Source organism: Enterobacter sp. Acro-832 (assembly GCF_011752745.1).
Lineage (GTDB): Bacteria > Pseudomonadota > Gammaproteobacteria > Enterobacterales > Enterobacteriaceae > Enterobacter > Enterobacter quasiroggenkampii.
In genome coordinates, this window is record NZ_VWWX01000001.1 from 273,377 (window position 1) to 293,625 (window position 20,249).

The 20,249-nt window shown below is 58.3% G+C and carries 16 protein-coding genes; 11 read left to right on the top strand and 5 right to left on the bottom strand.

Annotated elements, in window-relative coordinates; genetic code table 11:
• Positions 1 to 25 precede the first annotated feature (25 nt).
• Together F3J31_RS01235 and adhP are read left to right on the top strand one after the other, a co-directional pair.
• On the top strand, positions 26 to 1,738 hold the full coding sequence (locus F3J31_RS01235) for an ABC-F family ATP-binding cassette domain-containing protein (protein WP_167210815.1): 1,713 nt from the start codon (positions 26 to 28) through the stop codon (positions 1,736 to 1,738).
• Between the two features lie 196 nt (positions 1,739 to 1,934).
• The gene (gene adhP / locus F3J31_RS01240; protein WP_167210818.1) at positions 1,935 to 2,945 is read left to right on the top strand and encodes an alcohol dehydrogenase AdhP; all 1,011 of its coding nucleotides are present in this window, start codon (positions 1,935 to 1,937) and stop codon (positions 2,943 to 2,945) included.
• A gap of 43 nt (positions 2,946 to 2,988) precedes the next feature.
• On the opposite strand, the gene F3J31_RS01245 is transcribed toward adhP, so the two are convergent.
• A complete protein-coding gene (locus F3J31_RS01245) occupies positions 2,989 to 3,495 on the bottom strand; it encodes an Rrf2 family transcriptional regulator (protein ID WP_028013240.1) in 507 nt (168 codons plus the stop codon).
• Between the two features lie 130 nt (positions 3,496 to 3,625).
• On the opposite strand from F3J31_RS01245, the gene F3J31_RS01250 reads away from it, so the two are divergent.
• The 7 genes from F3J31_RS01250 (at position 3,626) to F3J31_RS01280 (ending at position 12,082) form a co-directional block, all read left to right on the top strand.
• Positions 3,626 to 4,828 carry an NAD(P)/FAD-dependent oxidoreductase gene (locus F3J31_RS01250; RefSeq protein ID WP_167210821.1) on the top strand — a complete coding sequence of 401 codons (1,203 nt, stop codon included), beginning with the start codon at positions 3,626 to 3,628 and terminating at the stop codon, positions 4,826 to 4,828.
• Positions 4,829 to 4,967: 139 nt separating this feature from the next.
• The gene (locus tag F3J31_RS01255; RefSeq protein WP_167210824.1) at positions 4,968 to 6,587 is read left to right on the top strand and encodes a TIGR04028 family ABC transporter substrate-binding protein; all 1,620 of its coding nucleotides are present in this window, start codon (positions 4,968 to 4,970) and stop codon (positions 6,585 to 6,587) included.
• Between the two features lie 10 nt (positions 6,588 to 6,597).
• Positions 6,598 to 7,542 (top strand): ABC transporter permease, encoded by a 945-nt coding sequence (locus F3J31_RS01260; RefSeq protein ID WP_047368609.1) that lies wholly within the window; start codon positions 6,598 to 6,600, stop codon positions 7,540 to 7,542.
• Positions 7,539 to 8,390 carry an ABC transporter permease gene (locus F3J31_RS01265; RefSeq protein WP_025910991.1) on the top strand — a complete coding sequence of 284 codons (852 nt, stop codon included), beginning with the start codon at positions 7,539 to 7,541 and terminating at the stop codon, positions 8,388 to 8,390. Before F3J31_RS01260 ends, F3J31_RS01265 begins: the two co-directional genes overlap by 4 nt.
• A complete protein-coding gene (locus F3J31_RS01270) occupies positions 8,387 to 9,994 on the top strand; it encodes an ABC transporter ATP-binding protein (protein WP_167210826.1) in 1,608 nt (535 codons plus the stop codon). Before F3J31_RS01265 ends, F3J31_RS01270 begins: the two co-directional genes overlap by 4 nt.
• A complete protein-coding gene (locus F3J31_RS01275; protein WP_167210829.1) occupies positions 9,991 to 10,980 on the top strand; it encodes a putative FMN-dependent luciferase-like monooxygenase in 990 nt (329 codons plus the stop codon). The genes F3J31_RS01270 and F3J31_RS01275 overlap by 4 nt, the downstream gene beginning before the upstream one ends.
• A gap of 10 nt (positions 10,981 to 10,990) precedes the next feature.
• The gene (locus F3J31_RS01280; RefSeq protein WP_167210832.1) at positions 10,991 to 12,082 is read left to right on the top strand and encodes an alkylhydroperoxidase domain protein; all 1,092 of its coding nucleotides are present in this window, start codon (positions 10,991 to 10,993) and stop codon (positions 12,080 to 12,082) included.
• A gap of 6 nt (positions 12,083 to 12,088) precedes the next feature.
• Here F3J31_RS01280 and araJ read toward each other — a convergent pair whose 3' ends face one another.
• A complete protein-coding gene (gene araJ, locus F3J31_RS01285) occupies positions 12,089 to 13,264 on the bottom strand; it encodes an MFS transporter AraJ (protein WP_167210835.1) in 1,176 nt (391 codons plus the stop codon).
• Positions 13,265 to 13,429: 165 nt separating this feature from the next.
• Here araJ and ppk2 point away from each other — a divergent pair, with 165 nt between their 5' ends.
• Positions 13,430 to 14,248 (top strand): polyphosphate kinase 2, encoded by an 819-nt coding sequence (gene ppk2, locus F3J31_RS01290; RefSeq protein WP_045908792.1) that lies wholly within the window; start codon positions 13,430 to 13,432, stop codon positions 14,246 to 14,248.
• Positions 14,249 to 14,306: 58 nt separating this feature from the next.
• Here ppk2 and fdnI read toward each other — a convergent pair whose 3' ends face one another.
• Genes fdnI through fdnG form a run of 3 tightly spaced genes read right to left on the bottom strand, consistent with a single transcriptional unit; the run spans position 14,307 to position 18,899 of the window.
• Complete coding sequence (gene fdnI / locus F3J31_RS01295; RefSeq protein WP_048223347.1) at positions 14,307 to 14,963, bottom strand: formate dehydrogenase-N subunit gamma; 657 nt, start codon at positions 14,961 to 14,963, stop codon at positions 14,307 to 14,309.
• Complete coding sequence (gene fdxH, locus F3J31_RS01300; protein WP_045908794.1) at positions 14,956 to 15,840, bottom strand: formate dehydrogenase subunit beta; 885 nt, start codon at positions 15,838 to 15,840, stop codon at positions 14,956 to 14,958. Before fdxH ends, fdnI begins: the two co-directional genes overlap by 8 nt.
• A gap of 11 nt (positions 15,841 to 15,851) precedes the next feature.
• On the bottom strand, positions 15,852 to 18,899 hold the full coding sequence (fdnG, locus tag F3J31_RS01305; protein ID WP_167210838.1) for a formate dehydrogenase-N subunit alpha: 3,048 nt from the start codon (positions 18,897 to 18,899) through the stop codon (positions 15,852 to 15,854).
• A 221-nt stretch (positions 18,900 to 19,120) separates the two neighbouring features.
• On the opposite strand from fdnG, the gene yddG reads away from it, so the two are divergent.
• Positions 19,121 to 19,999 carry an aromatic amino acid DMT transporter YddG gene (gene yddG, locus F3J31_RS01310; RefSeq protein ID WP_167210841.1) on the top strand — a complete coding sequence of 293 codons (879 nt, stop codon included), beginning with the start codon at positions 19,121 to 19,123 and terminating at the stop codon, positions 19,997 to 19,999.
• Positions 20,000 to 20,249: the final 250 nt, after the last annotated feature.

A 20,249-nucleotide genomic window follows, 5' to 3' on the forward strand; every position in this document is an offset into this window, starting at 1 on the left:
GCCTGTAACTCTTGGGTAAGCAACAATGAGCACTTTACTCACTGCACAATCTTTACGCGTTGATACGGCGTTTGGCACGCTCTTCGACTCACTCTCCTTTACGCTGAAAAAAGGCGACCGCATTGGCCTGCTTGGCGACAACGGCTGCGGTAAAAGTACGCTGCTGAAGGTGCTGGACGGCACTGACTCCCCCGCCGCCGGAACGGTCTCGCTGGCCGGGCACTGCCTGATGGCGCGCGTGGAGCAACATCTCCCGGACGCTATTTTTCCGCTGACCATGCTGGATGCCGTCCTGGCCCAGTTGCCCTCAACTGAACGGGAAAGCCTGCGCTGGAAAGCCGAAACGCTGCTGGCAGGCATGGGCTTCACGCCGCAGGATACGATGCTGCAATCCGCCACGCTGAGCGGCGGACAGCACACCCGCCTGCTGCTGGCCCGGGCACTGATTCACGAGCCGGACCTGCTCCTGCTGGATGAACCCAGCAACCACCTGGACCTCCCGACCATGCTCTGGCTGGAACACTTCCTACAGAACTGGTCGGGCAGCTTTGTGCTGGTCTCGCATGACAGACAACTGCTGGATGCCGTCACCAACGGCAGCTGGATCCTGCGCGATAAAACGCTGCACTACTTTGCCCTTCCCTGTACGGCAGCACGCAAAGCGCTTGAAGCAAAAGATGAGAGCGATGCGCAGCGCCACAAGGCGGAGCAAAAGGAGATCGACCGCGTGACCGCCAGCGCGAAGCGGCTGGCGACCTGGGGCAAGGTTTACGACAACGAAGACCTGGCCCGAAAAGCCAAACAGATGGAAAAGCAGGTCGAACGGCTCAGGGAGAGCCAGACGGAACTCACGGCAGGTAGCCCGTGGACGCTAACTCTTCGCGGCGACGCGCTGCGGGCCGACCGTTTACTGGAGATGGAAAACCTTGACGTGCCCCCTGCTCCGGGCCTGCCTGCGTTGTTCAGCGTCGACGTTGCGCGGTTAAAAAGCGGCGATCGCGTGGCGATTGTCGGCCGTAACGGCTGCGGTAAATCGTCGCTGATGAAGCTTATCTGGCGACAGTTTACCGATGAACTGCCCCACGACGGGCTGAAGCTGCACCCGCGCGTGTCGCCGGGCTATTACGACCAGACGCTGAATCAGCTGCCCGACAACGCCACGCTGCTCGACGCGCTGGAGCCTTTCGCTCCGGATCCGCAGAACCGCAAAATGGCCCTGATAAGCGCCGGTTTCCCGTGGGCGCGTCACGGACAAACGGTCAGCACGCTCAGCGGAGGCGAACGCTCGCGCCTGCTGTTCGTTGGCCTGACGCTTGCCCGCTATAGCCTGCTGATGCTGGATGAGCCTACCAACCACCTGGACATGGAAGGCAAAGAGGCGCTGGCGCATACCCTTCAGCAGTTCGAAGGCGGCGTCCTGCTGGTCAGCCATGACCGTCAGTTAATTAGCCAAAGCTGCAACCGTTTCTGGCTGATTGAAGAGGGAAAACTGAGCGAGTGGCACGATGCAGAAGCGGTGTTTGAGCGGCTGCGTGAACGCGCGGGGCTGGTCACATCCACTGCGCCTGACATCGCGGCGCCGACGGATCGCCCCTCGCCTTATGACGATCTGCTTGAACGCCTGGTCGCGCTGGAAACTCTGCTGGAAAACGATCTGGCGCGTAAGCCGAAGCATCAAAAGCCGCAGCTGCAGGCGCAATGGCGTAAAGAGATAGAGGAGATAGAAGCCCTGCTGTAAGTCTGCGCCCGGCGAGCGCCTCGCCGGGCCAGAATTTTCCCCCTTAATTATTAGAGGAACGCCGTATTCTTAATCTGAAATCGAATCAAATGATGACATTATGTTGCTGCAGCCTTGCATTACCAGGCTAATGTATTAATCCTTAAGAGGTACTACACCTGCTATGCAGATTCTTATCATGAACAAGGAGATACACATGAAGGCTGCTGTTGTCACTCAGGATCACCAGGTCAACGTTACCGAAAAAACCTTACGTCCGCTAAAGCATGGGGAAGCCCTGCTGAAGATGGAGTGCTGTGGCGTATGCCATACCGACCTCCACGTGAAGAACGGTGATTTCGGCGATAAAACCGGGGTCATCCTGGGCCATGAAGGGATTGGTATCGTGAAAGAAGTCGGCCCTGGCGTGAAGTCGCTGAAAGTCGGCGACCGTGCAAGCGTGGCCTGGTTCTTTGAAGGCTGCGGGCACTGCGAATACTGTAATTCCGGCAACGAAACCCTGTGCCGTGACGTGAAAAACGCCGGTTACTCCGTTGACGGCGGCATGGCGGAAGAGTGCATCGTCACCGCGGATTACGCGGTAAAAGTGCCGGACGGTCTGGATTCGGCGGCGGCCAGCAGCATTACCTGCGCGGGTGTCACCACCTACAAAGCAGTGAAGGTATCGGGTATTAAACCGGGCCAGTGGATTGCGATTTACGGTCTCGGCGGGTTGGGTAACCTCGCGCTGCAGTACGCCAAAAACGTCTTTAACGCCAAAGTCATCGCCCTTGACGTCAACGACGAACAGCTGAAGCTGACGGCCAGCATGGGTGCGGATCTCACCATCAACTCCCGCAGCGAAGATGCCGCTAAGATTGTGCAGGAAAAAACCGGCGGCGCGCATGCCGCCGTCGTCACTGCCGTCGCAAAAGCCGCCTTCAACTCGGCGGTGGATGCCGTGCGTGCCGGTGGCCGCGTGGTCGCCGTTGGCCTGCCGCCGGAAGCGATGAGCCTCGACATTCCTCGCCTGGTGCTGGACGGCATTCAGGTAGTGGGTTCGCTGGTTGGCACCCGTCAGGATCTGCAGGAAGCGTTCCAGTTTGCCGCTGAAGGTAAAGTCGTGCCGAAAGTCACGATGCGCCCGATCGAGGACATCAACGCCATCTTCAAAGAGATGGAACAGGGCCAGATCCGTGGCCGTATGGTGATCGACTTACGCTCGTAAACACCTTTTGCCGGGTAGTGGCTACGCCTTACCCGGCTTATTGCTACGACGAACGACGAACTGAAATCCACTCCTGAACCTCAATCTGGAAGGTGTCCGGCGCTTTTCGGTACATTTTACGCGCCAGGTCGAGAATAGTATGACGCGCGAGCTCCTCTTCCATCCGCTGCTGCGCGCTGTCCATGACTGAACGTACTCCGCACGGGCCGTCGCAGACCCAGGCAGGCGGTGCTTCATCAAACACGGCCAGCCGCTGGCGCACTTCACGACATTCGAACATGTTTTTCTCGCCGTCAATGGCATGCGCCACATCCAGCACGCTGATCAACTCCGCCGGACGCGCCAGCTTAAAGCCCCCGCCCTTGCCTTCCGTACTGATGACCAGCCCGGCACGTGACAGGCGTGTGAAGATTTTGCCGAGGTAGTCATACGGCACGCCCTGCAAGGCAGCCATCTCCCGGACGCTCATCTCACGCTCGTTGCCCTTCGCATCCACCATACACATCAGGCTGTGAATGCCGTATTCCACACCGGAACTGTAAAACGCCATGGTTAACTCCGAATTAGTGTTCGGAGCATTATAACGATTTTTAACTCAGAAAGAAGTTGTCGGAGTTAACTCCGACAAGTATAGTGGCAGTTATGTCAGGCATGAAGCCTGGCGGGAGAAAGGATCGAATATGAAAAAGCAGATTTTAATCGTAGGCAGTGGTTTTGCGGGTATGTGGGCAGCCGTGAGCGCGGCACGTCTCTCTGAGCAGCAGGGTAATAACAGTCTGGAGATTGCGGTACTGGCCCCCTTACCCGAACTGCGCGTTCGGCCACGCTTCTATGAGGAGAAGGTGTCAACGCTGGTCGCCCCGTTGACTGACCTGTTTGCCGAGCTTGATATCACATTCATTGCCGGACACGCGGAACAAATTGATACAACAGCGAAAACCGTTTTATACCGGATGTCCAATGGCGCTCATGCTACGGCTTCCTACGATAGGCTGATCCTCGCTACGGGCAGCCAGACCAAACGCCCACCGATTGCCGGCCTGGCTGACTACGCCTTTGACATCGACCAGCTGGAATCCGCACAGGTATTTGAGCGTCACCTTGATTCACTGGCGTTACGTCCCTCCACGCCCGAGCGCAACACCGTGGTAGTCTGCGGAGGCGGCTTTACCGGCATCGAGCTGGCAACGGAGCTACCTGCCCGACTGCGTGCCCGTTTTGGTGACAATACAGAGATTAAAATAGTCGTAGTTGAGAGGGGGCCAGTCATTGGCGGCCGTTATAGCGACGCATTGCGTAAAACAATTGCAGAGGCGAGTGAGGCGCTGGGCGTTGAATGGCGGCTGAAGAGTGAAGTTGAAGCCATTGATGCTCACGGCGTAACGCTGAAAAACGGTGTACGTATTGCTGCTGCGACCGTCGTCTGGACCGCAGGCGTCGAGGCAAATCCCCTCAGCCTGCAGATAATAGGTGAACGCGATAGCCAGGGCCGCCTGGTTGTGACAGAGACGTTGCAGGTCCCCGAACATCCTGACGTCTATGCCACCGGCGATATGGCTCATGCTAAAACAGACGATGCGGGCAACACGGCGCTGATGACCTGCCAACACGCGATCCAGCTAGGGAAATTTGCCGGACATAATGCGGCCGCCAGCCTGCTTAACGTTGATCCTTACCCTTATCGTCAGGTGAACTATGTCACCTGTCTGGATTTAGGCGGATGGGGTGCGGTTTATACCGAGGGCTGGGATCAGGTCGTTAAGTCAGTTAAGGATGACGCCAAAAAGATCAAGATCGCCATCACTCACGAGCTGATCTATCCCCCAGCAGCGGATAAAGCGGTCGCGTTTGCCACCGCGGACCCGCTGGCGAAATTCGTTTAGCTCTCGCTTTCGCCCCGTTTACGGGGCGTTTATATTTTCAGTTTCCGGCAATCCTTATCTTAATTCCTTTGTTCCCTTGTTTTCCCCTGCGCCCGATGATGAATCCGACGCTAACAAGAAGATAACAAAGGAATTCACCATGCAAACCCCATTTCGTCTGCCGCTGCTGACGGCGCTGATTCTGACGACCTCCGCCGCCTGGTCCGCGGATGCGCCTGTTAAAGGCGGCACGCTGATTTATCTGGAGCAACAGGCGCACACCAACCTCTATCCGCCTGCCGGCGGCTTCTACCCGAACGGCGGCATTCTGAACCAGATCACCGACAAACTGACGTGGCAGAACCCAAAGACGCTGCAGGTCGAACCGTGGGTGGCCGAAAGCTGGACCACCAACGCCGATAAAACCGAATACACCTTTAAACTGCGTCCCGGTATTACCTTCTCCGACGGCACGCCGCTGGATGCTAACGCCGTGGCGAAAAACTTTGATACCTACGGCTTAGGTAACAAGGCGCAGCGCCTGCCGGTGTCAGAAGTGATCAATAACTACGATCGCAGCGAAGTGGTCGACCCGCTGACCGTGAAGTTCTACTTCAAAAAACCGTCACCGGGATTCCTGCAGGGCACCGCCACCATCGGGTCGGGCCTGGTCTCGCTCAGCACGCTCAAGCGCAATTTTGAAGAGCTGGGTGACGCCCGGCATATCATTGGCTCTGGCCCGTTTGTGGTGAAGGACGAGAAGCTGGGTCGCGAAGTGACGCTGGAAGCGCGTAAGGACTACCAGTGGGGACCCAAAAATCTGGCGCAACAGGGGCCAGCCAATCTTGATGGCATCAAGTTTATCGTGACTCAGGAAGACAGCGTGCGCGTCGGCGCTCTGCTGGCCGGTCAGGCCGACTTTATTCGCCAGGTGCAGGCGTATGACGAAAAGCAGGCGACCGATCAGGGCTATAAAATCTACGCCGCCCCGACGCGCGGGGTGAACGACAGCATTAGCTTCCGTCCGGATAACCCGCTGGTCTCCGATATTCGCGTGCGCCAGGCGCTGCTGCATGCCACGAATGCAAAACAGGTGGTTGAGACCCTCTTCTCGGCTAACTATCCGCAGGCGAAGTCGGTGATTGCCGATTCCGCCGCTGGCTTTGTCGATCTCAGCGACAAATTGTCCTTTGACCCGGCAAAAGCCAACCAGCTGCTGGACGAGGCAGGCTGGAAAGTAGGCAGCGACGGGATCCGCACCAAGGATGGACAGCGGCTGGCGCTGACGGTGTATGAATCCCTGCCGCAGCCACAAAATAAAGAGGTGCTGCAGCTGGTTGCCCAGCAGTGGCGTCAGGTGGGCGTGGCGCTGAGCGTGAAAGCCGGCGACGCAGGCAGCCGCACGCTGGATAACCTTGATCCGCTGAAAACCCCGTTAACCGTCTCCGAAGTGGGCCGCGCCGATCCGGACGTGGTGAAGAGCATGTTCTACCCCGCTAACCGCGACGCCCTGCTGCAAAAAGGCGGCTCCAGCGACAAGGTCAAAAGCTTCCGTGACGACAAGCTGAATGCGCTGCTGGTGAATATATCCTCAGAGGTTGATCCGCAAAAACGCCTGCAGCTGACCGGCGATGCCCAGCGTTACCTGCTGGATAACGCCTACGTCATTCCGATTTTCGAAGAGCCGCAGGTCTTTGCCGGTGCGCCGTGGCTGAATGGCGTCAGTTTTGAAGCGGTCGGCCGCCCGTCGTTCTACGGTGCGTGGATAGAGAAACACTGAGGAGCTGACGATGCGCCACGCACTTCTTCAACGTTTAGGGCACGGGCTGCTGGTCTTGTGGGCCGCCTTTACCCTCTCGTTCGTGTTGCTCCAGGTGCTGCCGGGCGACGCGGTGCTGATTAAATTTCAGAACCCGGACCTGGGCTTAAGCCCGGCGCAAATCGAGGAGATGCGCGTGGCCTACGGCGCGGACAGCCCGCTTTGGCAGCAATACGGCCACACGCTGCTGGCGATGCTGCGCGGGGATTTCGGCTACTCGTTACAGGCCGGGGTGCCGGTCAGCGAGCTGATTGCCAGCAATCTGCCGGATACCCTGAGCCTCGCCCTGCCCGCCTTTTTACTCGCGGTCCTGCTGGCGTTTGCGCTGGCCTTTGCGTCGCGCCTGCCGGGTCTGCGCTGGCTAAGTAATACCCTCCAGTCTCTGCCGGTCCTGTTTATCTCCTTACCGACGTTCTGGCTGGGGATTGCCCTCATCCAGCTCTTTTCTTTCCAGTTGCGGCTGATCCCGGTGATTAACCCGACCCCGCTGCAGGGGCTGATCCTGCCGATCGTGACCGTCGCGATCCCGATCTCCGCCCCGCTGGCACAAATCCTGATGCGCAGCCTCGACCAGGTGGCGACGCAGCCGTTTGTCGCCGTGGCAAGGGCTAAAGGGCTGAGTGAAACCGCCGTGCTGTGGCGTCACGTCACCGGCAACGCGCTGCTGCCGGTACTCAATATTGCCGGGCTGCTGCTGGGCGAGCTGATTGCCGGGGCGCTGATCACGGAAACCGTTTTTGGCCGCAGCGGGCTCGGGCAGCTGACCCAGCAGGCGGTGAATAACCAGGACATCGCCGTGCTTCAGGCGGTGGTCATGATTTCCGCCCTCGGTTTTGTCTTGATCAATCTGCTGGTGGATCTGCTGATGCCGCTGCTGGATCCCCGTCTGCAAACCGTTACCGGAGGTGCATCATGAGCCTGGTCGATTACGCTGCCGCCGCGCGAAAACGCGTTCCAGGCTGGCAGGGCGTCGCGTGGCAGCCGGGACTGTGGCTGGCATGGGCGGTCATTATTATTGCGCTTTTTGCCGCCGTGGCGCCCGGCCTGTTAACCCACTACAGCCCGATTGAGGGCATCGCCGGAGCGCAACGTCTGGCGCCGCAGGCGGGCCACTGGCTCGGCACCGATCAGCTTGGCCGCGATGTTTATACCCGTATTGTGTATGGTGCGTCCCACTCCCTGAGCGCGGCGCTCGCTGCCGTCACGATGGGGCTGGTGGCAGGCACCGGCCTGGGGGTCATCGCCGGGGCGTTCGCCGGACGCGTCGAGTCTTTCCTGATGCGTTTTGTCGACGTGCTGTTGTCCATTCCGTCTCTGCTGCTCTCGCTGACGGTCATTATTCTGCTCGGGTTTGGCACCGTTAATGCCGCGATTGCCGTCGGCGTGGCCTCCATTGCCAGCTTCGCCCGCCTCGCGCGCGGTGAAGTGGTGCGCATCCGCCATACGGATTATGTCGAGGCAGCGTTCGGCAGCGGCGGGACGTTCCTGGCGGTACTGTGGCGACACATCCTGCCCAATGCCTTAACCGCCGTACTCGCCTTTGCCACGCTGCAGTTTGGTCAGGCCATTCTGGCCCTCTCCACGCTGAGCTTTCTCGGCTACGGTACCCCGCCGCCCGTACCGGAATGGGGTTTATTGATCGCCGAAGGCCGTAACTATCTCTCTACCGCATGGTGGCTAACCACCTTCCCCGGCGTGGTCGTCATCGCCGTCGTGCTTGCCACCAACCGTATCAGCCAGCAGTTCAGCGGAGGCCTGAAATGACCGTACTCTCGGTAGAAAACCTGACCATCAGCTACCGTACCGCGCGCCAGTGGCGGGAGGTGGTACATAACGTCAGCTTTACCCTCAGGCGAGGGGAAATGCTGGCCTTTGTCGGCGAATCCGGATCCGGCAAAACGACCACGGCACAGGCAATCATTGGCCTGCTGGCGGATAACGCCCGGCGCGATGCGGGAAAAATCGTGCTCAACGGCGAGGAGATTAGCCGGTGGTCAGCGAAGCGTCTCGATACCCTTCGCGGGGCGCGAATCAGCCTGGTTCCGCAGGATCCGGGTAATTCACTCAACCCGGTGAAGACGATCGGCGTGCAGGTCGGGGAAATTATTCAGCTGCACCAAAAGGTAACGGCTCTCCAGCGTGACGAGCAGGTGCTCGCCCTGCTGAGAAAGGTCGGCCTGAGCCACCCCGAACAGCGCATGACGCAGTATCCGCATCAGCTCTCCGGCGGGATGAAACAGCGCGTGCTGATTGCCATCGCCATTGCCCTGCGCCCGGACGTGATCGTTGCCGATGAGCCCACCAGCGCGCTGGACGTGACGGTGCAAAAACGCATTCTCGATCTGTTGGATATCCTGCGCCGGGAATCGGGTACTGCCGTTCTGTTTGTCACCCACGATCTGGCGCTGGCTGCCCAGCGCGCAGACAGGCTGCTGGTTTTTCGCAACGGTGAGGTTCAGGAGCACGGCGACACCGCCGACATCGTTCGCACGCCGCAGCACGCCTACACCCGTCAGCTACTGAGCGATCTTCAGGGCCAGCGCCTGACCATCGCCCCGGTATCAGGTCTTCCGCTCTCGTCACCGGCCATTCGCGCCCGCGCCATCAGCAAACGGTTCTCGCTGGGTAAAGGTCATCAGCTTCAGGCGCTGGATCGGGTGACGTTTGACGTCAGACGCGGCAGCACCCATGCGCTGGTCGGTGAATCCGGCTCCGGGAAGACCACCCTCGCCCGTATTTTGCTGGGTTTTGAACAGTCGGATAACGGACAGGTCATTATTGATGACATTGATGCCACCGCGCTCAGCCGCGAGGCCCGTCGTCAGCTGCGCCAGAAGATCCAGTTTGTCTACCAGAACCCGTTCGCCTCTCTCGACCCGCGTCAGACGCTGTTTGACATCATCGAAGAGCCCCTGAAGAATTTTTCTCGCTTCGCTAAGGCGGAGCGAAAGGCCCGGGTGGAGACCGTGGCGCAGCGGGTTGCCCTGCCCGTCGAACTCCTGACCCGTACGGCCAGAGAGCTTTCAGGCGGGCAGCGCCAGCGCGTGGCCATCGCCCGTGCGCTGATCCTGGAGCCGACTATTCTGGTGCTGGACGAAGCCACCTCCGCACTGGACGTCACCGTACAGGCGCAAATTCTGGCTCTGCTTCAGCAGCTGCAGCAACAGCTGGGATTAACCTATCTGTTCATCACGCACGATCTCTCCACCGTTCGCCGGATCGCCCACAGCGTCACGGTGCTGCGCAGCGGTCAGGTGGTCGAACACGGTGACGTCGAAACCTTATTCACCTCGCCACAGAACGACTATACCCGCGAGCTGATTGCCGCCATTCCCCATTTTTCACCCGCTACGGAGGAGTTCGCATGACGCGAAAACGCCTGGGATTTTTCACCCGCCTGCTTGACGATGTCACGCCAAAAGAGCGCTATCGACTGGCTACAGAACAGATCCGCCACGCTGAACGCCACGGTTTTGACAGCGCCTGGATTGCGCAGCACCACTTCCATGAGAATGAAGGCGGCCTGCCATCGCCGCTGTTGTTTCTGGCCCACGTTGCGGCGCATACCGAAACCATTCGGCTGGGCACGGCCATCATTACCCTGCCGATGGAAAACCCGCTGCGTGTGGCGGAAGATGCCGCCGTGCTGGATTTACTCGCTGATGGACGTCTCGAAGTCGGCTTTGGTTCGGGCGGCACACCGACCTCTTTCCTGCCGTTCGGACTGACGTTTGAACAGCGCGGCGCGGCTTTTGCCGACCATCTACATGTGATCCAGAGCGCCTGGCGCGGGGATTCGCTCACCCATCCGGATAACCACCTTTACCCGCCAGCGCCACAGCTCGCTGACCGGATCTGGATTGCCACCTTTTCCGTCGACGGTGCCGTTCGCGCCGCGCAAGCCGGACACGGTTTAATGCTCTCCCGCACGCAGCCGCGCCCGGCAGAGCAGTTGGATTTAACGCTCGACGCGATCCAGAACCCAATTGTGGATGCCTACCTTGAGGCACTGCCCGCCGGTACCGCACCGCGCATTCTGGCTTCTCGTACGGCATTCGTCGCCGACAGCGATGACTATGCGCTGAAGGTTGCAACGCCGGGTCTCACGAAACAGGCTCAGCAGCATCGCGCTGCCGGACACGTGGTTAAAGGTGACGCTGTCACAGATTTTCGTCGCCAGTTCGACGCCCATATTGGTTCGCCTGAGACGGTGCTGCGTTCGCTGCAGGCCGATTCCGTTCTCCGGCGCGCCACGGACATCTCATTCCAGGTCCATTCGGTCGAGCCCACCCATCGCGACACGCTGCGCTCCATCGAACTGATCGCCGAACATATTGCCCCCCATATCCATTGAGGAGATACCTATGTCATTAAGTCACGACATTCTCGCCGAGCTGGCGGAAATTAAACCCGGTTCCCCTCTGGCAGAGGCGCGCGCCACGCGGGACGCCGCCACGCGCCACGCACAGGGCAGCTACGAAATCTTATTCACTCAGCAGGATAGCGATTTTGCGCTGGACGAACGCTTCGCCGTCGCGGCAAAAGTCGCGAGGTGGCACAACGCGGAGGCGCTGGCCGCGCACTATGCGGGGTTTGGCCTGGCAGACCCGACCTCAGACCGTCTGACCCCGGCGCTCAATTTCGCGCGCCTGCTGACCTTCTCCCCCGTCGAAGCCACGCCGACATCGTTAAGGGCGCTGACCCTGGCGGGATGGAGCAAGGAAGGCATCGTGACTCTGGCGCAGCTTATCGCCTTTGTCAGCTTCCAGAGCCGACTGATTGCCGGGCTGCGGCTGCTGAACGACAGGCCTGTCGCCACAAGCGATGCGCCGGTGGCGGCAGGCGTCTGGCACACGACCGCCACCACGGCCACCGGAAAGGCGGCTCCTGTCGCCTTCACCCAGCAGGAACTGGGCTGGGAGCCGTGGATCGCCGCCAAACCGCTGGCAGATTTTCGTGATGACGAGGTTGCTATACTGGCGAAGTTTGGCCACACCGATTCCGACTATTTCCGTCTGCTGGGACGCAATCTGCCGGTGCTTGAACAGCGCACGCTAACGGATAAAGGGATTTTTTATACGCCGGGGGGATTGCCGCGCGCCGAGCGCGAGCTGGCCGCAACGGTCGCCAGTAAAATTAACGGCTGCATCTACTGCGCATCTGTCCATGCGCGGAAAGCCAGCCAGCTGTCAAAGGATGACGCGGCGGTAGAGGCCCTGCTGGCCGTGCGTCCAGGACAATCCCTGAGCGAGGGGCAATCTGCGCGCTGGCAGGCGGAGATTAATTTTGCGGCAGCGCTGTCGGTAACCCCGCCTGCCGCCACGCCGCTGCACCTTGCCGCGCTGGAAAAAGAGGGGCTGGACACCTTAGCCCATCTTGACCTGGTGCAGTCCGCCGCGTTCTTCGCCTGGGCCAACCGCCTGATGCTGACCCTGGGCGAGCCCTGGCTTGCCTGACTTCAATCAGGCTAGCGCGCGAGCGTTAGCCTGAGCCTGTCTGGCCCGCAGATAACCGTAGATCAGTAATGCACTCATGGCCGAGAACGAGAGTATCGCCGCAGGCAGCGTGACGTAGCGCCAGCTAAAGCCGAGGGTAATCATCATCCCGCCAAAGTACGCCCCGATCGCACTGCCGAGATTAAACGCCATCTGCCCGCCCGCAGCCCCCAGCATCTCGCCGCCCTTCGCATTTTGCAGAAGGAGGATCTGCAGCGGCGCAGAGAGCGCGAACAGCCCGGCACAGCAGATAAAGCCCGTAATTAGCGAGGCCGTTTTCAGTTCACCGCAGGCGAAAAGCAGCAGCAGCGAGGCGACAATCACCATGTCGGTGGTCGCCGCAATGCGCAGCGGACTAAAACGCCCCGAAAGCTTACCGCTCAACAGATTGCCCAACACCATGCCAAGGCCCATCAACATCATGATGATGGTCATCATGCCTTCGGAAAAGCCAGAAACGTTGACCATAAACGGTTTAACGAAGCTGAACCACGCGAACACGCCAGCATTACCAAACATCGTGGCGGCAAAAATCAGCCAGGGCTCCGGTTTCTTCAGGAACTGGAACTGCTCGGTCAGTTTAATTTCTGATTTGTCATGAATGTCCGGCACCCAGATCAGCACCGAGAGGATCACCAGCGCATCGAACAGGGCGATCAGGAAAAAGGTATAACGCCAGCTGAACTGGTGTCCCAGCCAGGTGCCGAGCGGGACGCCCACCAGGTTAGCCACGGTCATCCCGGCGATCATCCCGGCCACCGCGACCGTCACCTTCCCCGGCGGCGCAATTTTAGACAGAATAATCGCCCCGACGCCGAAAATCGCGCCGTGCGGAAAACCGGAAATCAGGCGCCCAGCCGCCAGCCAGAAATATGACGTAGAAAACGTAAACAGAGCGTTCCCGACCGCGCACAGGGCAACCAGAAACAGCAGCGTGGTTTTTAACGAGAACTTGCCTGAGAACAGCGCCACAATCGGGGCGCCAATCACCACGCCGAAGGCATAAAACGAGATCATATTCCCGGCGGAGGGAATCGAAATACCGGTGTCATGCGCCAGCTCGGTTAACACGCCCATAATGCCAAATTCGGCCATGCCCAGGCCAAATGTGCCAAGCGCCAACGAAAATATTGTCTTTTTCATACCTCAACCACGGGTTAATCACTCGCAATGGGCATTATTGAATAATCTTGTATGGTGAGCCAGTTCAAATCAGCTGGCTGACAGGTTAATCCATTGATTCAGGTGGATTACACTTCATAGTGCGGCCTCGCTTTTTCCGCACCGGACAACCTGAGGATGACAATCATGGGAAGCAAAAAGAAAACCCCTGTCGCTGTTGATGTCGTAACGAATGCACCGCTTAAGACCAAAGAGTATGAGAAAGAGCTCCGCCGCCTGCACGTCGAACTGGTTAAGCTCCAGCAATGGGTCGTCGCCAAAGGGTTAAAAGTGTGTATTGTTTTTGAAGGACGCGACGGTGCCGGCAAAGGCGGCACCATTAAAGCGATCACCGAGCGCGTCAGCCCGCGCGTGTTTCGCGTTGTTGCGCTCCCTGCTCCGACTGAAAAGGAAAAAAGCCAGCTCTACTTCCAGCGCTATGTGCCGCATCTGCCTTCGGCGGGTGAAATCGTGATCTTCGATCGCAGCTGGTATAACCGCGCGGGCGTTGAGCGGGTGATGGGGTTCTGCACGGAGGAACAGGCGGAGAAATTTTTAGACGGCGCGCCGGTTATGGAAAAAGCGATGGTCGATGCCGGGATTATCCTCCTGAAGTACTGGCTGGAGGTGACGCCGAAAGAGCAGGAGCGACGCCTGCGCGACCGTATTAACGATGGGCGAAAGATCTGGAAGCTGTCGCCGATGGATATTAAATCCTTTAACCTGTGGGACGAGTACACCCGCGCCCGCGACGCCATGTTTGAAGCCACCGACACCGCCTGGGCGCCGTGGTTTGTGGCGCGTTCAGAGGATAAAAAACGCGTGCGACTGAACATTATTTCGCATCTGCTTTCGCAGATCCCGTATAAAGAAATACACGTTGAGAAAGTGGATTTACCGAAACGCAAAATCGGTAAAATCAAACCCACAAAATATCCGTTCCGGTATGTGGAGGAGCGGTTCTGATTTGAAGAGTAGGCCCGCGCAAGCGCAGCGCCGCCGGGCAAAGCCGACGGCGCAGGTCTTACTTAATCCCTTCCGTACTTTCCTGTTTTGCTTCCAGTCGCTCCACATCACGGTACCAGCGCGGATGGTGTTTCTGCGCCCAGCGGCGGCTCACCTTCCCTTCAATCATCCCTTTGATTGACCCTTTCACCCAGAACGCCATATACATATGGATCAGGATGGCATGAATCAGGATGATGGCCGACGTCGCGTGGATAAGCAGCGCGTAACGCACCACCTGAATCGGGAAATAATGCGCAAAATACGGACGCCAGATCATCACGCCGGTCACCAGCAGCACAAAAATCATGCTCATGATGGTCCAGAACATCATCTTTTGCCCGGCGTTGTATTTCCCGACCTTCGCGACTTTGTGCTCGTTACCCTTCAGGACTTCGACAATCCCTTTCACCCACGGGATATCCTGCTTGTCAGGAATATTGTGATGGACGAAGCGCACGAACATAAACATCAGCACCACGAAAATCAGCACGCCGAAGAACGGGTGCAGAATGCGCCCCATCTGCGGCGTACCGAAGGTTTCGGTCAGCCACTGCAGCGTCGGGAAGAAGAACGAAATTCCCGATACCGCCACCAGGAAGAAGCAGATCACTACCGTCCAGTGACAGGCGCGATCGACAAATTTGGTGCGCACTATCATTTTCGACTTACTCATGATGCTCCTCCTCGTCGTCATCCACCTCTTTGTTTGGCCCGATACCAATGTAGTGATAGATCAGCCCGGCAAAGGTGGCGATAAAGCCCGCCGCGGAGAGCGGTTTAAGCGCCCCTTTCCACAGGTTGATGGAGGTATCGATCGCCGGATCCTTCGGCAGGTTGTGGTACAGCTCCGGCTGGTCGCTATGGTGCAGCACATACATCACGTGCGTACCGCCCACGCCCTGCGGGTTGTAAATGCCCGCTTTGTTGTAGCCCCGCGCTTTGAGCTTATCGACGCGCTGCTGCGCCACCTCCAGCATCTCTTTTTTGGTGCCGAAGTGGATCGCCCCGGTGGGACATGTCTTCACGCAGGCTGGTTCCTGACCGACGCTGACGCGGTCCACGCACAGGGTACATTTGTATACCCGGTTATCCTCTTTATTGAGGCGCGGAATATTAAACGGACAGCCCGCGATGCAGTAGCCGCAGCCGATGCAGTTGTCCTGCTGGAAATCAACGATCCCGTTGGCATACTGGATAATTGCCCCAGCAGACGGGCACGCCTTCAGACAGCCCGGATCTTCACAGTGCATGCAGCCGTCTTTGCGGATCAGCCACTCCAGCTTGCCGTTCTGGTCGGTTTCGCTAAAACGCATCACCGTCCAGGATTTGGCGCTCAGATCCGCCGGATTATCGTAAACCCCTACGCAGTGCCCCACCTCGTCGCGGATGTCGTTCCACTCCGAGCAGGCCACCTGGCAGGCCTTACAGCCCACGCAGGAGGAGACGTCGATAAGCTTGGCGACTTCTGCCTTGTAGTCCCGCGCGCGAGGCGCGGGGGTAATCGGGTTCGTCGCGGAGCGTTTAATAATGTCTTGTGTTTCCATCGCCATTTAATCGCTCCTTACGCTTTCTCGATGTTGACCAGAAACGCTTTGTACTCCGGCGTTTGCGAGTTGGAATCGCCGACGTTCGGCGTCAGGGTATTGGCGATGTAGCCTTTCTGCGCCACCCCTTCAAAGCCCCAGTGCAGCGGGATGCCGACGGTTTCCACCTGCTGGCCGTGCACGTTCAGCGACTGCAGGCGGCGGGTGACCACCGCCACCGCGCGGATAAAGCCGCGCTTGCTGCTCACCTTCACGCGATCGCCGTTGGCAATGCCTTTCGCCTTCGCCAGCGTTTCGCTTATCTCCACAAACTGTTCCGGCTGCGCGATGGCGTTAAGCCGCGCGTGCTTGGTCCAGGTATGGAAATGCTCGGTCAGGCGGTAGGTCGTCCCTACGTACGGGAATTTGTCCTTTTTGCCCAGACGCAGCGCGTCGTCTTCGTAGATGCGCACCACCGGACTGGAGACCACGTTCGGGTGCAGCGGGTTTGTCCCCAGCGGCGTTTCCATCGGCTCGTAGTGCTCCGGGAACGGCCCTTCCGCCAGCTTGTTGAGCGCAAACAGGCGCCCCAACCCTTCCGGCTGCATGATAAACGGCCCGGTGTTGCTGCCCGGTGCGGCAGTGTTGTAGTCCGGGATATCGTTCCCCGTCCATTTCGCCCCGTTCCACTGGATCAGCATGCGCTTCGGATCCCACGGCTTGCCGTTGATGTCCGCCGACGCGCGGTTGTACAGCACGCGACGGTTCAGCGGCCACGCCCATGCCCAGCCCAGGGTGTTGCCCAGACCTGACGGATCAGCGTTATCGCGGTTGGCCATCTGGTTACCCTGCTCGGTCCAGCTACCGGTGTAGATCCAGCAGGACGAGGCCGTGGTGCCGTCGTCGCGCAGCAGCGCGAAGCTGTTCAGCAGCTGACCTTTCTTCGCCACCAGATTGCCGTTCGCGTCATACAGATCCGCCAGCGCCACGCCGTTGTTCTCTTTCGCGACTTCTTCAGACTCGGGACGATCCGGCTGCTTGTAGCGCCAGCTCATCTTCAGCAGCGGCTCCGCGCCTTTGCCGCCTTCGGTGCGATACATTTCGCGCAGGCGGTGATAAATCCCGGCCAGGATCTCGCCATCGTTGCGCGCTTCACCCGGTGCGTCCTGGCCTTTCCAGTGCCACTGCAGCCAGCGGCCGGAGTTGGCAATGGAGCCATCCTCTTCCGCAAAGCAGGTGGATGGCAGGCGGAACACTTCGGTCTGAATCGACGCCGGATCGACATCGTTAGATTCCCCGTGGTTCTGCCAGAAGGTGGAGGTCTCGGTCACCAGCGGATCGATAACGACCATGTACTTCAGCTTGCTCAGGCTGCGAACGACTTTGTTCTTGTCCGGGAAGGAGGCCACCGGGTTGAAGCCCTGGCAGATATATCCCGTGACGTCGCCCTTATCCATCATGTTGAAATATTTGATGACGTCATAAGCCTGATCCCACTTCGGCAGCCACTCAAAGCCCCAGTCGTTCTCTTTCTGCGCCGCATCGCCGTAGAAGGATTTCATCAGGCTGACGTAGAACTTCGGATAGTTGCTCCAGTAGTTCACCTGGTCCGGCAACGTCGCTTTTGGCGTGTTCTCCGCCAGATAGCTTTGCAGATCCGTCTGCTTTTCAGATGGCAGCGTCAGGTAGCCCGGCAGGCTGGTCGAGAGCAGTCCGAGGTCGGTCAGCCCCTGAATGTTGGAGTGACCCCGCAGCGCGTTCACGCCTCCCCCGGCCATGCCCATGTTGCCGAGCAGCAGCTGGATCATCGCCATGGTGCGGATGTTCTGCGCGCCAACGGTGTGCTGCGTCCAGCCCAGCGCGTACAGGAACGTGGTGGTTCTGTCGGCGGCGCTGGTGGAGGCCAGCACCTCACACACCTTCAGGAAGTCCGCTTTCGGCGTGCCGCAGATGTTTTCCACGACGTCCGGCGTGTAGCGGGAAACGTGCTGTTTCAGCAGGTTCCACACGCAGCGCGGATTCGTCAGGGTTTCATCCCGCATCGCATAGCCGTTTTCATCGAACTGATAGTTCCAGGACGTTTTATCGTACTGGCGTTTTTCGGCGTCATAGCCGCTAAACAGTCCGTCATCGAAGGCAAAGTCATCCCGCACCAGCAGGTTCGCGTTGGTGTAGTGCTTAACGTATTCCGCGTTAATTTTGTTGTTTTCGATCAGGTACAGCAGCACACCGGACAGGAACGTAATGTCCGTACCGGAGCGGATTGGCGCATAGATATCGGCCACCGATGCCGTACGCGTAAAGCGCGGATCGACGACGATAAGCGTCGCATCGTTGTTGTTTTTCGCTTCCATCGCCCAGCGGAACCCCACCGGATGGGCTTCAGCGGCGTTACCGCCCATCACCACCACGACGTTCGCGTTTTTGATATCAACCCAGTGGTTGGTCATCGCACCGCGACCAAATGTTGGAGCAAGACTTGCTACCGTTGGTCCGTGTCAGACGCGCGCCTGGTTGTCTACCGCCAGCATGCCGAGAGAGCGCACAAATTTTTGCGTCAGCATGCCGGTTTCATTACTGGCCGCCGAGGCGCATAACATGCCGGTGGTCAGCCAGCGGTTGACCGTCACGCCCTGCGCGTTCTTTTCAATAAAGTTGGCGTCGCGGTCGGCTTTCATTAATTTTGCAATACGGGAGAAGGCCTCATCCCAGGAGATACGCTGCCATTTATCAGAACCCGGCGCGCGGTATTCCGGGTAGCGCAGGCGGTTTTCGCTGTGAACGTAGTCCAGCAGCCCCGCCCCTTTCGGGCAAAGCGCCCCGCGGCTCACCGGATGATCCGGATCCCCTTCAATGTGGTAAATCGCTTCTCTGGCGTTCTTCGCGCCATCGCCCAGGCTATACATTAAAAGCCCACAACCCACGGAGCAGTATGTGCAGGTGTTACGGATCTCTTTCGCGCGCAGCAGCTTATAGTTGCGTGCCTGAGCCAGCGCCATTTTGGGAGCAAATCCCAGCATTGCGGCTGTTGTTCCGGCCATACCGCCCGCGCAGATTTTAAAAAATTGTCTGCGGCTGACGTCCATTGTTGTCCTCGTTATCTGAAAAGACTTCGCGCCGCAAACTAACAGCAAAGCCCCTGATTTTTTTGCGTCAAATCAAGGTCATCTGTCTTCCCCCCCTTAATAGTCACCCCCGCAATATTTCATTACCCCTTTTTGATTAACGGCTTAAGAGAAAAATTCACTACAGCGACAGGCGCAATGCGATACAGTTTTCCTTTGATTTTAATTGCGATGGCGAAGTAATGGACAGAAAGAGAGCAACGCTTATTGGGCTGGCGGCGATATTGTTATGGAGCACCATGGTCGGCCTTATTCGCAGCGTGAGTGAGGGACTGGGGCCGGTAGGCGGTGCGGCGATGATCTATACCCTCAGCGGATTGCTGTGCCTGGTGACGGTAGGATTTCCTGATATCAAACGGTTCTCGCCGCGGTATCTTATTGCTGGCAGCCTTTTATTTGTCAGCTACGAAATATGCCTGGCGCTGTCGCTGGGCTATGCCGCCACGCGCGCGCAGGCGATTGAAGTCGGTATGGTGAATTACCTCTGGCCGAGCCTGACGATCGTATTTGCGATTTTGTTCAACGGGCAAAAATCTACCCTGTGGGTGATCCCAGGCCTGGTCATTTCGCTGCTGGGCGTCTGCTGGGTATTGGGCGGCGAAGAAGGATTACACCTTGAAGAAATAACCCGCAATGTCGTTTCCAGCCCTCTCAGCTATGCGCTGGCGTTTGCCGGGGCCTTTATCTGGGCCGCCTATTGCACGGTCACCAGCAAATTTGCGAAAGGACAAAACGGCATCACCCTGTTTGTCTTGCTGACCGCGCTAAGTCTGTGGGTGAAATATGCCCTGAGCGATCAGCCCGACATGGTGTTTACCCTCCCGGTGGTGGTGAAGCTCGTTATGTGCGGCATTGCGCTTGGGTTTGGTTATGCCGCATGGAATATTGGTATCCTGCACGGTAACGTCACGGTGCTGGCTGCCGTGTCCTATTTTACCCCCGTCCTCTCTGCTGCGCTTGCTGCCGCAGTGTTAAGCTCCCCCCTTTCATTCTCGTTCTGGCAAGGCGCGCTGATGGTCTGCGCCGGGTCGTTGCTCTGCTGGTACGCAACGCGAAAATAAGGTTTTCTGCCGCGGCCGGGGGAATTTCAACCCGGCAACATAATTAACATAAATTTAAAATGTGATCGCACTTCAGAATATTTATCCTGATAACAGACAGTCTGTTTAAATTCGGTTTATATTTGCTGTTATCTGTAAAGCACCCTGAAAGGAATTGACATAAACTGACAACGGTATGAAATTAGTCAACCATCAATATTAACGCCATGGATAGCCATGACTGCAATAATTCAGATCTGATACATTTGTG